A 13,844-nucleotide genomic window follows, 5' to 3' on the forward strand; every position below is an offset into this window, starting at 1 on the left:
CGTCGTACGTCCGCTGCGCCTACGGTTGCCAACGTGACCGAGACGACCCAGATGCGGACCGCGCCTGCCGGAGACGGCGGCGGATCGCGCAGCCCCGAGTACCGGCTGGCGATGAACGCCCTGAGCGGGTTGCGCGAGGATCTGTTCCACGACGCCTTCGCCTACCGACCGCTGCACCGCCCGGGCGCGGACGGCCCGGTGGTCCGCCGACTGCCGGGCCGGCTGAAGCCCCACGCGGCTCGGCTCCCGCACGCCGTGGTGGCCGCCCTCGCCCTCCTGTGCTTCTACGCCGGGACGGTGGAAGGCATGACCGACGGCCCGCTCACCCTGCTGACCGGGTTGATCTGCGCGGTCCCGGTGCTGGCCACCCTGGTGCGGCCCGTCGGTGCCTTCTGGATGTCCATGGCGGCCACCCCCGTGGTCGCGCTGCTCAGTAGCGGCTGGGGGGAGTGGCCGTGGCTGCCCGGCCCGTTCCTGTGCCACACGGTGGTCCTGGTGATCGTGGCGATACGCACCCGGGCTCGGACGGCTGCGTGGATGTGGGCCCTGACCGCGGCGTACGGATTCTTCAACGAGTCCGTCTGGGGCGCCGGTCACTACGCGGGCAACTCCGCTCCGCTTCTGGTGCTGACCGCCTTCGCCCTGCTCCTGATATCGGTCTGGCACATCCGGCGCGACGCCCGGCAGCAGGTGACGGCGCAGGAGACGGTCACCGCGCACGAGCGGTCCCGCCGCACCCTGCTCGAGGAGCGCACCACCATCGCCCGCGAGCTGCACGACGTGGTCGCGCACCACATGTCGGTGGTCGCCATCCAGGCGGAGGCCGCGCCCTACCGGGTGGAGAACCCGCCGGAGGAGCTGGAGCGTGCCTTCGCCACCATCCGGGAGAACGCGGTGGCGGCGCTCACCGAGCTGCGCCGCGTCCTGGGAGTCGTCCGCGCCGAGGACTACGAGGCCCCGGACGCCCCGCAGCCGACGCTCGCCGACCTGGACGCCCTGCTCGCCAACGTGCGCGAGGCGGGTCTGGCGGTCGACAAGGCGGTGACCGGCGCGGTGCGGGAGCTGCCGCCCGGTGTGGAGCTGTCGGCGTACCGGATCGTGCAGGAGGCGCTGAGCAACAGCCTGCGGCACGCGCCCGGCGCGACGGCCCGTGTCGAGGTCTCCTACGTCCTGGGCGGCCTGGGCCTGCGCGTGGTCAACACCGCCGTCCCGCAGAACACTCTGGTCAAACCGTCGCCCGGCGCCGGGCACGGCATCACCGGCATGCGCGAACGCGTCTCGATGCTGAACGGCGAGATGACGGCGGGACCGACGGACGACGGCGGGTACGAGGTGGCGGTCTTCCTGCCGGTCACCGTGCAGACCGAAGGTGAAGCATGACGATCCGCGTAGTGATCGCCGACGACCAGATGATGGTGCGCGAGGGCTTCTCGGTCCTGTTGAACGCGATGCCGGACATCGAGGTCGCCGGCGAGGCGGTCAACGGCCGGGAAGCGGTGGCGAAGGTCCGTGAGCTGGCCCCGGACGTCGTCCTGATGGACATCCGCATGCCCGAGCTGAACGGCATCGAGGCGACCCGGGAGATCGTGGCGGCGGACAGCACGTCCAAGGTGCTGGTCCTTACCACCTTCGACCTCGACGAGTACGTGTACCAGGCACTGCGCGCGGGTGCTTCCGGCTTCCTCCTCAAGGACGCCTCGGCCCGCCAGCTCGCGGACGGTGTCCGGGTGGTGGCGGCCGGGGAGGCCCTCCTCGCCCCCTCGATCACCAAGCGTCTGATCACCGAGTTCTCCAAGCTCTCCGACGCCCCGCGCCTGATGCCCTCGGCGCAGGCGGCGTACGGCGACCTGACGGAGCGCGAGACGGAGGTCCTGGTCCTGATCGCGCAGGGCCTGTCCAACTCGGAGATCGCCGAGCGGCTGGTGGTCGCCGAGTCGACGATCAAGACCCACGTCAGCCGCATCCTGGTGAAGCTGGGCCTCCGCGACCGCACCCAGGCCGCGGTCTTCGCCTACGAGGCGCGACTGGTCACGCCGGGCTGACCGGCACCGAGCTCGCACCATACGTATTTGCCCCTGTTGCCGAACCGGGAGAGCGGCTGCCAGCCCCACAGGTCGGAGCAGGCCCTGACGAGAGCGAGCCCCCGGCCACTCTCGCTGTCGGTCACGTCCGCCAACCGGGCGGGAGCGTCGGGCGGTTCGGGGTCCGCGTCCCACGCGCCGATCCGTAGCGTCTCCGGCGGCGACCAGCGCACCCGCAGTGCGGCGGGGCCCTTGGTGTGCAGTACGGCGTTGCCGATCAGCTCCGCCGCGAGGAGTTCCGCGACATCGACGAGGCGGATCAGTCCGTGCATGGTGAGGATCAGGCGCAGGGTGCGCCGACTGACGGTGACTGCGCGTGGGTCGTTGGGGATGTACAGGGAGTACTCCCAGGACGCGTCTTCGGGCATGCGGCAACTCCGTTCGGGTGCAGGGGAGGTGAGAGAACGCGCGGCCTCCGGGCGGTGTCCATGCCGCATCCGTCATGGCAGGACGGTGCGGTGCGCTTCCGGCGCCCCGGGGTTTCGCAGCGTGTGCGTCGCGTCACCGACGGTATTTCCTATGCTTAGGAAAGTGCAACCTGTTGCCGTATTCTGGCGCTCGAAAGAGGTAGGCCCGCAGGGAAGTTGGAGCGAGGAGGCGCCGGTTGCCGCCGAAGAGACATCTCACGGCGCGAAGGGCGAGGTTGGGCGCTGAGCTGAGAAAGTTGCGCGAAGCGACAGGCCTTACGGCTAAGGAAGCCGCGCAGCTGTTGGAAGCTGACGCTGTTCAGATGAGCCAGATCGAGTCCGGCACCGTAGGGGTGAGCGCCAAACGCCTGCGCCGCCTCGCGGCCAACTACGCATGCACGGACTCGGCATTGATTGAGTCGCTCGTCGCGGTGGCGACCGACCGTACACGCGGCTGGTGGGAGGAGTACCGAGGCGTGCTTCCTTCAGTGTTCCTGGATGGCGCCGAAGCCGAGCACCACGCGGCGTTCTTGCGCGAGGTTGTGATCCACTACGTTCCAGGGCTGTTGCAGACCGCCGACTATGCCCGCTCGGTGTTCACGTACACGCGCCCCGAGCTGACCGAGAATGATGTGGCCCTGCGCGTGCGGCACCGGATGGAGCGTCAGGCCGTCATCGAGCGGGAAACTCCGACTCCGTACGAGACGATCGTGCATGAGTTCGCTCTGCGTGTGATGGTGGCCGACCGTCGGGCATCGCTCACCCAACTGCGCTTCATTCTCGACAAGATCGAGGCAGGGCAGGCCGCGGTGCGCGTCATCCCGATCGAGCGCGAAGGCTTCGCCGGTGCCGGAGCCTCCATGCTGTACTTGGGGGGTCCGGTGCCTCAGTTGGACACAGCGCTTCGGGACGCCCCCACCGGCGCCGCGTACATCGATGCGCAGCCTCAGCTGGAACAGCTTCGGACGCTGCACCGGAGAGTGCGGGCGGCGTCGCTGGACGCCGCCGCGTCGCGCGACTTCATTCACCGTCTGACGAAGGAGCTGTAATGCACTGGCGAAAGTCCAGCCACTCCGGCGGCGGCGACGGCGACGCCTGCGTCGAGATCGCTGAGTCGGTCACCCACATAGCCATCCGCGACTCCAAGGCCCCCACCCGCGCCACCCTCTCGATCCCCGCCCCCTCCTTCGCCGCCTTCATCGAGGGCATCAAGCGGCACTCCCGGGGATGAGGGCTTCCGCCGAGGCTCCTCGTTTCCTATGGTCCGTCCATGACGGCTGAAACCGACGCGTCCGACCTCGCGTTCGACCCCTGGAACCCGGCGTTCGTCGCCGACCCCTACCCCGCCTTCGCCGAGCTGCGGGCCCGGGGGCGCGTGCTCTACTACGAGCCCAGCGACCAGTGGTTGGTCCCGCACCACGCGGACGTGTCGGCGCTGCTGCGCGACCGCCGCCTGGGCCGGACGTACCAGCACCGTTTCACGCACGAGGACTTCGGCCGCACGCCGCCCCCGCCGGAGCAGGAGCCCTTCCACACACTCAACGACCACGGCATGCTCGACTTGGAGCCGCCGGACCACACCCGTATCCGGCGTCTGGTGTCGAAGGCGTTCACCCCGCGCACGGTGGAGCGGCTGAAGCCGTACGTGCACGGGCTGGCGGACGAGCTGGTGGCCCGGCTGGTCGCGGCGGGCGGCGGCGACCTGCTGACGGACGTGGCCGAACCGCTCCCGGTGGCCGTGATCGCCGAGATGCTGGGCATCCCGGAGTCCGACCGTGCCCCGCTGCGGCCCTGGTCGGCGGACATCTGCGGGATGTACGAGCTGAACCCGTCCGAGGAGACGGCGGCGAAGGCGGTCCGCGCTTCGCTCGACTTCTCCGACTACCTGCGCGCACTGATCGCCTCCCGTCGAAAGGAGCCCGGCGACGACCTGATCTCGGGCCTGATCGCGGCCCACGACGAGGACGACGACCGCCTCACCGAGCAGGAGATGATCTCCACCTGCGTCCTGCTCCTGAACGCCGGTCACGAGGCCACGGTGAACGCCACGACCAACGGCTGGCTGGCCCTCTTCCGCCACCCCGACCAGCTGGCGGCCCTGCGCGCCGACCGCTCCCTGGTTCCCTCGGCGGTCGAGGAGCTGATGCGTTACGACACCCCGCTCCAGCTCTTCGAACGCTGGGTGCTGGACGAGATCGAGATCGACGGGACCACCCTGCCGCGCGGCGCGGAGGTCGCGCTGCTGTTCGGCTCCGCCAACCACGACCCGGCGGTCTTCACCGCCCCGGACCGCCTCGACATCACCCGCCGGGACAACCCCCACATCTCCTTCAGCGCCGGTATCCACTACTGCATCGGCGCCCCGCTGGCCCGCATCGAACTGGCGGCGTCCATGACGTCCCTGCTGGAGCGGGCCCCGACGCTGCGACTGGCGGCGGACCCGGAACGCAGGCCGAACTTCGTGATGCGGGGTCTGACGCAGCTACGCGTGGAACTGTGACGACTGGGGGCGTCGACGCCGCCCCAGCAGCCAGGCGCCGAGCCCCCACGCCACGGCGGGCACGACGGCCCCGGCGAGGAAGACCAACGGCAGTTCGGTGAAGACGGCGCCGAAGTCCTGCCCGTTGTTCTCGAACTCGTTGCCCAGGTGCCGCTGGGTCCGTGCGGTCTGCCACCACACGACCACCGCACCCGCGGCCCCGACCAAGGAGACCGCACAACCACCACCCGTCACCGCATCCCGACTCATACCTGCCCTGACGCTCCCATCCCAACGGTCGGTTTCATCGCCCACCGGCGCGACATACAGTGCCCGCACAGACAACGCATGTACTGAGGTGGGGGTAAATGAGAAGGACAGCACGGCACTTGGCCGTCCTGTGTTCGGCTCTGTTCGCGCTGATAACGATGTCGACCGTGGAGGCACAGGCAGCCGCCCGGCCGGTTCCCGTCACGGCCGGTGACAAGTACGCCCTCCAGTCCGTCGGTGCCGGAGGGCTCTACGTGTCGGCGGAGGTCGACACGGGGGGTGACAGGGAGGGCATGCTGCGCGCGCGCACGGCCGCGGATTCCGTCGACGACCTGGGCTCCTGGGAGAAGTTCACGCTGCACACCGACGACAAGGGGTGGACGGCCACGCTCCGCTCCGAGGGCAACGGAAACTACGTCACGACCGAGCGGAACGACACGGGCAGCCACGAGAACCTGCTCCGGGCCCGTGGCGCGACCGTCGGCGAGTGGGAGAAGCTGCACCTGAAGAAGCAGGCCGACGGCACCTACGCCCTCAGCGCCTGGACGAACGACGGCTACAAGTACGTGACCGCCGAGATGCAGGACCCGGACACCGACCGGGGACTGCTGCGGGCGCGGTCCGATTCGGTGGGCTCCTGGGAGAAGTTCCGGCTCGTGTACCTCGGTGAGGAGAACGCGAGCGACGAAGGACCCCGGCCCAGTCCCGCGGCCCCCGCCCCGGCCGCCGACTTCCGGGTCATGACGTGGAACGTCTGCGCCAATCACAACGGCGACTGCCTCAACCACAGGGTGGACGGCGACGCCCTGGGCAGCCAGATCGCCGCCCGGCTGGGCTCCGGCGCGGGCCAGTACAAGGCGGTATTCCTCCAGGAGCTCTGCGAGTCGCACGCCAAGAAGATCGAACACGCGCTGGAGGAGGCGACCTCCTCCGGGTGGGACGTGCGCTTCGCGCCCATCAAGTACGAGGTCGACGGGTCGTCCGTGAAGGCGGCGAGGACCTGCAACAACGCAGGGTCGGAAAGCGCGGGCTGGACGGACCGGGGCGCCTACGGCATCGCGCTCGCCGTGCCGGACTCCAACGTCTGGTACGCGTCCTACGACCTGCCCTCGCCGAAGAACCGGACCATCGGGGACACGTGGGTGCGCATGGAGCAGCGCACCGCACTGTGCGCCGTTCTCCCGGCCCAGGCGCTCCAGTTCTGCACGGCCCACTTCAGTGCCGGTGTGGCGCAGGACGACGCCGACGGGACGAAGCGCAGGGAACAGGCGGCGATGCTGCAGGACATCGTCCACTCGTACACGCCGGCCGGCTACCGAACCGTGTACGGCGGCGACTTCAACTCCGTACCGCCGGACTCGGCCTCGCCCGACACCCCCAAGGACGTGCTCACCTCCGCCTACGCGGCGGACAGGGAGTGCGACGAGGGGCGGTCGGCGGCCCGGGTCCGTGACGGTCGGGCGACGAAGCCGCTGGGCACGCGGAGCATCAAGATCGACTATCTGTTCGCCCCGTCCGACGCGACCCTCGTCTCGTGCGACGTGACCGCCGACGCGGGGCGTTCGGACCACTATCCGATCCAGGCGCGCTTCGTCCTGCCCGCACGGTGACGCACCCCTGGTCCGGAGCGCTCACGGCGTCCCGGACCAGAGCCGCGGGCCCCTTCCCGGCTGTGACGTCGTGAGGTCACGTCGGCAGATCACGTCGTGAGGTCAGGTCGTCAGGTCCCGCCGCCGCAGCCCCGCCAGACCCGCCGCCACCAGCACCGCCGCGATCAGGACCAGTACCAGCACCGGCGTCCAGCTCATCTCCCCGCCCGGCAGCTTCGGCAGGTGCCCGAACGGCGACACGTCCAGCACGGCCTGCGGCACGTCCAGCGCCGGGCCGACCCAGCCGAGCAACAGGACCGCCCCGGCCACGCCCCACGCCGCCACCGCACCCCGCGGCAGCACGCCGTGCAGCAGTACCGCCGCCCCGCCGATCACCCACACCGCCGGCAACTGCACCAGGCACGCGCCCAGGATCGCCCCGAAGTCCTGCCCGTACCCGGCGGCGAAACCGAGCCCGGCGAGCAGCATGATGAGCGCCGCCCCGCCGAAGGCGACGACGAGGTGTCCCGCGGCCCACCGCAGCCGGCCCACCGCGCCCGCGAGCACCGGTTCCGCGCGCCCGGAGGTCTCCTCGCCGCTGAGCCGCAGCACCGACGCCACGACGTACAGGGCGGCGATCAGTCCGAGCATGCCGACCATCGCGGACACGAACGCGTCGGTGACCCCGGCCTGGCCGCCCATCCGCTCGATGATCTGGCGGGCCTGCTCGTTGTCCCCGACCAGATCGGCCGCGCCCTCCGTCATCCCGCCGTAGACGACCCCGGCGAGGAGGAAGCCGATGCTCCAGCCGAGGACGCCGCCCCGCTGCAGCCGCCAGGCCAGCGCACCGGCCGTACGCAGGCGCCCGGCGGCGGGCCCCGGCCGGGTCGGCAGGAAGCTCATCCCGAGGTCCCGGCGCCCGGCCAGCCCGTACGCCACCGCCCCCTGCGCCACCGTCGCGCCGGCGATCAGCAGCAGCACCCACCAGCGCTCACCGGCGAAGGCCCGCAGGTTCTCCAGCCAGCCCAGCGGCGACACCCACGTCAGGACCGACGAGCCTCCCCCAGTGCCGAAAGCCTGGGAGGTGCCCCCATCCGTGACCGAGTCGCCCGCCGCGCGCAGCACGAAGGCACCGCCCAGCACCGCGGCCGTCAGCCCCCGGGCCAGCCGTGCGCTCTCGGTCAGCTGGGCGACGATCGCCGCCATGGTCGCGAAGAGCATCCCGACCCCCGCGATCCCGAGCCCGAGGGCCAGCGCGCCGACCGCTCCCTGCGCGGCCAGCCCGGCCACCACCAGCAGCGCCAGGACGGCGTTGGCGACGGCCGCCGCGAGCAGCGCCGAGGTCAGCGAGGCCCGGCGGCCAACCATGCCGGACGCGACCACTTCCTGCCGGCCGCTCTCCTCCTCGTCGCGGGTGTGCCGTACGACGATCAGCAGGCTCATCACGGCGGCGAGCGCGGCGGCGTACAGGCCGACGCGCCAGGCGGTGAGCGCGCCGAGGTCGTCGTCGAAGACGGGGCCGACCATGGCCCGCAGCGAGGAGTTGGTCTCCATCTGCCGCATCAGGTCGGCGCGCTCGGCGGCGGTGCCGTACAGGCCCTTGATGGTGCCCGGCATGGACAGCACCATGAGGGCGTTCACGCCGACCCAGACCGGGATCATCACCCGGTCGCGGAGCAGGGCGAAGCGCAGGAGCGTGCCGGTGCCCGCCAGTTGGCGCGAGCCTCCCGACCGCGGGGCCACCGGCGTGGCGGCGGTGGACGCGGTGGCGGTCATCGCGCGGTCACCTCCTCGGCGACGGCGGCCGGGTCCGTGTCCGGGTCCGTGTCCGGGTCCGCCTGGTAGTGCCGCAGGAACAGCTCCTCCAGGGTGGGCGGCGTCGTCGTCAGCGACCGCACGCCCGACTCGCTCAGCGACCTGAGTACGGCGTCCAGCTTGTCGGTGTCGACCTGGAACCGGACCCGGTGGCCCTGGACGTCGAGGTCGTGCACGCCCGGCAGGCGGCCGAGGCCGCCCGGGGCGCCCGCGAGTTCGGCGGTGACGCTGGTCCGCGTCAGGTGGCGCAGGTCGGCGAGCGAGCCGCTCTCGACGGTCCGCCCCTTGCGGATGATGCTGACCCGGTCGCACAGCTCCTCGACCTCGCTGAGGATGTGGGAGGAGAGCAGCACCGTCCGGCCACGCTCGCGCTCCTCCTCGACGCACTTCTGGAAGACCTCCTCCATCAGCGGGTCGAGGCCGGAGGTGGGTTCGTCGAGGATCAGCAGGTCGACGTCGGAGGCGAAGGCGGCGACGAGCGCGACCTTCTGCCGGTTGCCCTTGGAGTAGGTGCGGCCCTTTTTGGTCGGGTCGAGTTCGAACCGTTCGATCAGCTCGGACCGGCGCCCCGTGTCGAGCCCTCCGCGCAGCCGGCCGTAGAGGTCGATGACCTCGCCGCCGGAGAGGTTGCGCCACAGCGTCACGTCGCCGGGGACGTACGCGATCCGGCGGTGTGCCTCCACCGCGTCCGCCCACGGGTCGCGGCCGAGCACCTGCGCGGCGCCGGAGTCGGCGCGCAGCAGGCCGAGCAGGACGCGGATGGTGGTGGACTTGCCGGCTCCGTTGGGGCCGAGGAACCCGTGGACCTCGCCGGTCTCGACCTCCAGGTCGAGCCCGTCCAGCGCGTGCGTGCGTCCGAACGACTTGTGGAGTCCGGAGACGCTGATTGCCTTCGTCATGATTCGGAAAGTACGCTTCTTTCAGAAACTTGTGAAGTTAAGGAAGCGTCAGGATCGTCAGGATCATCAGGACGGTGAGAGACGAGCGGTGAGAGATGATCGACGGATGACGACCGAACCAGCGGAAGCGGCAGGGCCGGGGCGCGACCCCGAGGCGGTGTCCAAGTTCGTGGAAGGCTTCGCGGCCCAGCTCGTCGAGGCCGGGATGCAGCGGATGCCGGCCCGGGTCTTCGCCGCGCTGCTGTCCTCCGACTCGGGTTCGCTGACCTCCGCGGAACTGGGCGACCGGCTCCGGGTCAGCCCGGCCGCCGTCTCCGGCGCCGTGCGCTACCTCTCGCAGCAGCACATGGTCTCGCGCGAGCGCGAACCCGGTTCACGCCGGGAGCGCTACCGGGTGCACAGCAACCAGTGGTACGAGGCGCTCACCAACCGCGAGGCCATCCTCAAGCGGTGGGAGAGCGCGCTGCGCGAGGGCGTCACCAGCCTCGGCGCCGGCACCCCGGCGGGCCGTCGCATGGCCGAGACGCTCGCCTTCTTCGAGTTCGTCGACGGGGAGATCGCCGCGATGATGGAGCGCTGGCGGGTGCACCGGGAGGAGCGGTTCGGGCGGGGCTGACGGTGATCGGAAAAGCGGGTCACGTATGCGTAGGCGAGCGACTGCACTGAGTTGCCACTGGTCCGCATCAAGGGGAGGGCGCATCATGACAGTCATGGCGGAGCGACCGACGATGAGCGGGACTGAGTACCAGAGCTTCGAGGAACTGCTGGCAGCCCTCGACGAACTGGTTGTACCCGACGGCTACAGAGCCGAGATCATGAGGGGGAGCATCGTCGTGTCGCCGTGGTCGAAGGGCTACTACCACCGGGTGATGCGCTTGGTGTGCGCGCAACTGGAGGTACACCTTCCCGAATCGCATGTGATCGAACGAGGGCCGTTCCTCTATGTGTTCCCGGGAGACGAGTGCGCCTACGGACCGGATATTCACGCGGCGGATGAGCGGGTCTTCGAGACGGAGGGCCACCATCTGGACGGTGAGGGCCTGTCCTTCGTCGCTGAGCTGACTTCTCCCGCTACCCGGAACAACGACCTGACCGACAAGGTCAAGGTGTATGCAAGGGCAGGCGTCCCCGTCTACCTGGTCCTCGACATGCAGAAGGAGCAGGCCATCGTCCACGGCTCCCCCACCCCCGAGGGGATCTACGAGGTCCGCGTCACCAAGCCGTTCGGCGAGAAACTCCCCATCCCCGCCCCGTTCGACTGTCTGCTGGACACTTCGGGCTTCCGGGCCCCCTGACACAGGCGTGGCTCAGCGGGGCATGGCGCGTTCGATGGCCGTGGCCTGCTCGCGCAGGTGCTCCTCCCACTCCGAGCGCTCCCGCGCGGGCACCGGCACCTGCACATCGGTGCGCCCCTCCAACGAGTCGTGGTCGTCGGCGTCCGGGAAGCGCACCTCGGCCCCCGCGCGGTTCGCGAGGGCGAGGGCCGTGGCGACGAAGCCGCGGGAAAGGGCGTGGATGATCCGGTGGTGGGTCTCGTGGTGCCACTCCACCAGGGCGTTCACGAACCTCTCGTAGGCGCCGGGATCAACCTGGCACTCGTCGTTGACCATCTCCCCGACACCGGACGGGATGCCCAGCTCCGCCTCGTACACGGCCACCTGCCGCAGGAACAGCCGCGCTGCCCCGTTGGACGGGTTCCACAGCGTCTCGTCGCCCACGTCGAAGTACTGGCTCACGCATGCCCCCCTGATCAGGTCCGGCGGAGAGCGTAGGCACCGGCCCCGGGCTCGCGCACGCCGTTTTGCCCCGTCATCGCGCCGGCAGCGTCAGCCCCCACGCCCCCTCGCGCACCACCCACGTCCGGGTCCGCACCGGCCCCGACACCATCGCGTCGGCCCGGTAGCGGAAGTGCGCCCCCGACACGGTCACCGTCCGCCCGCTCGCCGTCAGCGGCGACATCTCCGCGCCCGCCGGCAGGGGCCGCACCTCCACCACGGCCATCCCTCCGGCCCCCGGCGTCACCGACACCCCGTCGACCGGCTGGTCCAGGTCCACCAGCGTCACCCCGTCGACCTCCACCCGCAGCCGGGCCGGTCCGGCGGCCCCCGGAGCAAGGGTGGTCCGGGCCGGGCGCGAGGCCGCCAGCGTCCGGACGAGCGACTGGCAGGTCCGCAGCCAGGGGTGCGCGGACGCGGCGGCGGAGGCCGACGCGGACTCCGAGGCGCCGCCGGGTCCCGCGTGCGCGCCCTCGCGTGCCGGCACCGGCACCGGCACCCCCGGAATCCCCACCGCCCCCAGCACCACCCCGTCGCTGTCGTCGACGAGCAGGTCCAGGCGCCGTTCCGTCCCGTCCAGCACGGCCCGCGCCGCCGCCACCGCCCCGATCGGCAGCCCCAGGGACCGGGCGAGACCGAGCACCGAGCCGACCGGCACCACCGACAGCGCGCAGCCCGCCAGCTCCCGCCGCCGGTGCAGCAGGGCCACGGCCCGCAGCAGCGCACTGTCGTCTCCGACCACCACGGGCCGCCGCGAGCCGCGCCGCGCCAGCGCCCGCGCGAACTCCTCCGGACCGTCGGGCAGACACACCTTCGTGTGCGACGCACCCGCGCTGAGCACGTCTTTCGCGATCCGGACGGACTCCCCGTCCAGCCGCCGGGCGACCGGATCGACGACCACCAGAAGCTGATCGGACCTCGCGGAAGAGTTCGCGGATGAGCTCGCGGAAGTCGCCACCTCGGCCATGCCTCGCTTCCTCGGGTAGCATCTTTGTGCAAGAGCCCCTTGCGCTATTGCGCCAGGGGCTTCGTCTATTCCGGGGCATCCGGTCCGACGGTTGGCGGCCAACGACGGTCGCGGTGCACGCGGTTCCATACGCTCCGCGTACGCCCTCGACCTTGGACATGCCCCGCCCGGAAGGGGTGTACGCGCGTGCCCGCACTTGTGCTGCTCGGTGCTCAGTGGGGTGACGAAGGCAAGGGAAAGGCGACGGACCTGCTCGGTGGTTCCGTCGACTATGTGGTGCGCTACCAGGGCGGCAACAACGCCGGCCACACGGTAGTCGTGGGCGATCAGAAGTACGCCCTCCACCTGCTCCCTTCCGGAATCCTGTCTCCCGGCTGTACGCCGGTCATCGGTAACGGTGTCGTTGTCGACCCGTCGGTCCTGTTCTCCGAGCTGAGCGGGCTGAACGAGCGCGGCGTCGACACGTCCAAGCTCCTGATCAGCGGAAACGCGCACATCATCACGCCGTACAACGTGACCGTCGACAAGGTGACGGAACGCTTCCTCGGCAAGCGCAAGATCGGCACCACCGGCCGCGGCATCGGCCCGACCTACGCCGACAAGATCAACCGCGTCGGCATCCGCGTCCAGGACCTCTACGACGAGTCGATCCTCACCCAGAAGGTCGAAGCGGCGCTCGACGTCAAGAACCAGATGCTCACCAAGCTCTACAACCGCCGCGCCATCGCCACCGGCCAGGTCGTCGAGGAGCTGCTGGCCTACGCGGACAAGCTCGCCCCGTACGTCGCCGACACCGTCCTGCTCCTCAACCAGGCCCTCGACGACGACAAGGTGGTCCTCTTCGAGGGCGGCCAGGGCACGCTCCTGGACATCGACCACGGCACGTACCCCTTCGTCACCTCCTCGAACCCGACCGCGGGCGGCGCCTGCACCGGCGCCGGCGTGGGCCCGACGAAGATCAGCCGGGTCATCGGCATCCTCAAGGCGTACACGACCCGCGTCGGCGCCGGCCCCTTCCCGACCGAGCTGTTCGACGAGGACGGCGAGGCCCTGCGCCGCATCGGCGGCGAGCGCGGTGTGACGACCGGCCGCGACCGTCGCTGCGGCTGGTTCGACGCGGTGATCGCCCGCTACGCCACCCGCGTCAACGGCCTCACCGACTTCTTCCTCACCAAGCTCGACGTCCTCACCGGCTGGGAGCAGATCCCGGTCTGCGTGGCGTACGAGATCGACGGCAAGCGCGTCGAGGAGCTGCCGTACTCGCAGACCGACTTCCACCACGCGAAGCCGGTCTACGAGACGCTGCCCGGCTGGAGCGAGGACATCACCAAGGCGAAGTCCTTCTCCGACCTGCCGAAGAACGCCCAGGCGTACGTCAAGGCGCTCGAGGAGATGTCCGGCGCCCCGATCTCCGCGATCGGCGTGGGCCCGGGCCGGGACGAGACGATCGAGATCAACTCGTTCCTGTAGGCACGGCCGGCACACCGACGGCCCGCACACCGACGGCCGGGACCCCGCGCGGGGCCCCGGCCGTCGCCGTCCGGGCGGCGGATACGCTGGCC

Annotated in this window: 15 protein-coding genes; 9 read left to right on the top strand and 6 right to left on the bottom strand. The window is 70.7% G+C overall.

The genetic code is table 11. The annotated features are described in order from the left end of the window. Nucleotides 1–33 precede the first annotated feature (33 nt). Together ACGH7X_RS20600 and ACGH7X_RS20605 are read left to right on the top strand one after the other, a co-directional pair. Complete coding sequence (locus ACGH7X_RS20600) at nt 34–1,380, top strand: sensor histidine kinase (protein WP_399886868.1); 1,347 nt, start codon at nt 34–36, stop codon at nt 1,378–1,380. Further along, nucleotides 1,377–2,042 (top strand): response regulator, encoded by a 666-nt coding sequence (locus ACGH7X_RS20605; RefSeq protein ID WP_399886869.1) that lies wholly within the window; start codon nt 1,377–1,379, stop codon nt 2,040–2,042. The genes ACGH7X_RS20600 and ACGH7X_RS20605 overlap by 4 nt, the downstream gene beginning before the upstream one ends. On the opposite strand, the gene ACGH7X_RS20610 is transcribed toward ACGH7X_RS20605, so the two are convergent. Next, complete coding sequence (locus ACGH7X_RS20610) at nt 2,012–2,449, bottom strand: ATP-binding protein (RefSeq protein ID WP_399886870.1); 438 nt, start codon at nt 2,447–2,449, stop codon at nt 2,012–2,014. The two genes, ACGH7X_RS20605 and ACGH7X_RS20610, sit on opposite strands and share 31 nt — an antisense overlap. Nucleotides 2,450–2,685: 236 nt before the next feature. Between ACGH7X_RS20610 and ACGH7X_RS20615 the strand changes: the two genes are divergently transcribed. Genes ACGH7X_RS20615 through ACGH7X_RS20625 form a run of 3 tightly spaced genes read left to right on the top strand, consistent with a single transcriptional unit; the run spans nt 2,686 to nt 4,988 of the window. Beyond that, nucleotides 2,686–3,537, top strand: a complete 852-nt coding sequence (locus ACGH7X_RS20615) for a helix-turn-helix domain-containing protein (protein ID WP_399886871.1) — start codon at nt 2,686–2,688, stop codon at nt 3,535–3,537. Then, nucleotides 3,537–3,719 (top strand): DUF397 domain-containing protein, encoded by a 183-nt coding sequence (locus ACGH7X_RS20620; RefSeq protein ID WP_399886872.1) that lies wholly within the window; start codon nt 3,537–3,539, stop codon nt 3,717–3,719. The genes ACGH7X_RS20615 and ACGH7X_RS20620 overlap by 1 nt, the downstream gene beginning before the upstream one ends. 39 nt (nt 3,720–3,758) lie before the next feature. Continuing rightward, nucleotides 3,759–4,988 carry a cytochrome P450 gene (locus ACGH7X_RS20625; RefSeq protein WP_399886873.1) on the top strand — a complete coding sequence of 410 codons (1,230 nt, stop codon included), beginning with the start codon at nt 3,759–3,761 and terminating at the stop codon, nt 4,986–4,988. Here ACGH7X_RS20625 and ACGH7X_RS20630 read toward each other — a convergent pair. Next, the gene (locus ACGH7X_RS20630; protein WP_399886874.1) at nt 4,971–5,237 is read right to left on the bottom strand and encodes a hypothetical protein; all 267 of its coding nucleotides are present in this window, start codon (nt 5,235–5,237) and stop codon (nt 4,971–4,973) included. The two genes, ACGH7X_RS20625 and ACGH7X_RS20630, sit on opposite strands and share 18 nt — an antisense overlap. Nucleotides 5,238–5,404: 167 nt before the next feature. Between ACGH7X_RS20630 and ACGH7X_RS20635 the strand changes: the two genes are divergently transcribed. Beyond that, nucleotides 5,405–6,847 (top strand): endonuclease/exonuclease/phosphatase family protein, encoded by a 1,443-nt coding sequence (locus ACGH7X_RS20635; RefSeq protein ID WP_399886875.1) that lies wholly within the window; start codon nt 5,405–5,407, stop codon nt 6,845–6,847. A 102-nt stretch (nt 6,848–6,949) separates the two neighbouring features. Here ACGH7X_RS20635 and ACGH7X_RS20640 read toward each other — a convergent pair whose 3' ends face one another. After that, nucleotides 6,950–8,602, bottom strand: a complete 1,653-nt coding sequence (locus ACGH7X_RS20640) for an ABC transporter permease (RefSeq protein ID WP_399886876.1) — start codon at nt 8,600–8,602, stop codon at nt 6,950–6,952. Further along, nucleotides 8,599–9,540: an ATP-binding cassette domain-containing protein gene (locus ACGH7X_RS20645; protein ID WP_399886877.1), complete on the bottom strand. Its 942-nt coding sequence runs from the start codon at nt 9,538–9,540 to the stop codon at nt 8,599–8,601. Before ACGH7X_RS20645 ends, ACGH7X_RS20640 begins: the two co-directional genes overlap by 4 nt. Nucleotides 9,541–9,646: 106 nt before the next feature. On the opposite strand from ACGH7X_RS20645, the gene ACGH7X_RS20650 reads away from it, so the two are divergent. Continuing rightward, complete coding sequence (locus tag ACGH7X_RS20650; protein WP_399886878.1) at nt 9,647–10,156, top strand: GbsR/MarR family transcriptional regulator; 510 nt, start codon at nt 9,647–9,649, stop codon at nt 10,154–10,156. Between the two features lie 85 nt (nt 10,157–10,241). Continuing rightward, complete coding sequence (locus ACGH7X_RS20655) at nt 10,242–10,835, top strand: Uma2 family endonuclease (protein WP_399886879.1); 594 nt, start codon at nt 10,242–10,244, stop codon at nt 10,833–10,835. Between the two features lie 12 nt (nt 10,836–10,847). On the opposite strand, the gene ACGH7X_RS20660 is transcribed toward ACGH7X_RS20655, so the two are convergent. Beyond that, nucleotides 10,848–11,276, bottom strand: coding sequence for a DUF6086 family protein (locus ACGH7X_RS20660; RefSeq protein WP_399886880.1), 429 nt, complete (start codon nt 11,274–11,276; stop codon nt 10,848–10,850). 73 nt (nt 11,277–11,349) lie between these two features. Next, nucleotides 11,350–12,282, bottom strand: a complete 933-nt coding sequence (locus ACGH7X_RS20665) for a diacylglycerol kinase family protein (protein WP_399886881.1) — start codon at nt 12,280–12,282, stop codon at nt 11,350–11,352. Between the two features lie 186 nt (nt 12,283–12,468). Here ACGH7X_RS20665 and ACGH7X_RS20670 point away from each other — a divergent pair, with 186 nt between their 5' ends. Then, nucleotides 12,469–13,752, top strand: coding sequence for an adenylosuccinate synthase (locus tag ACGH7X_RS20670; protein ID WP_399886882.1), 1,284 nt, complete (start codon nt 12,469–12,471; stop codon nt 13,750–13,752). Nucleotides 13,753–13,844: the final 92 nt, after the last annotated feature.

Source organism: Streptomyces sp. BBFR51, assembly GCF_044591655.1.
Lineage (GTDB): Bacteria > Actinomycetota > Actinomycetes > Streptomycetales > Streptomycetaceae > Streptomyces.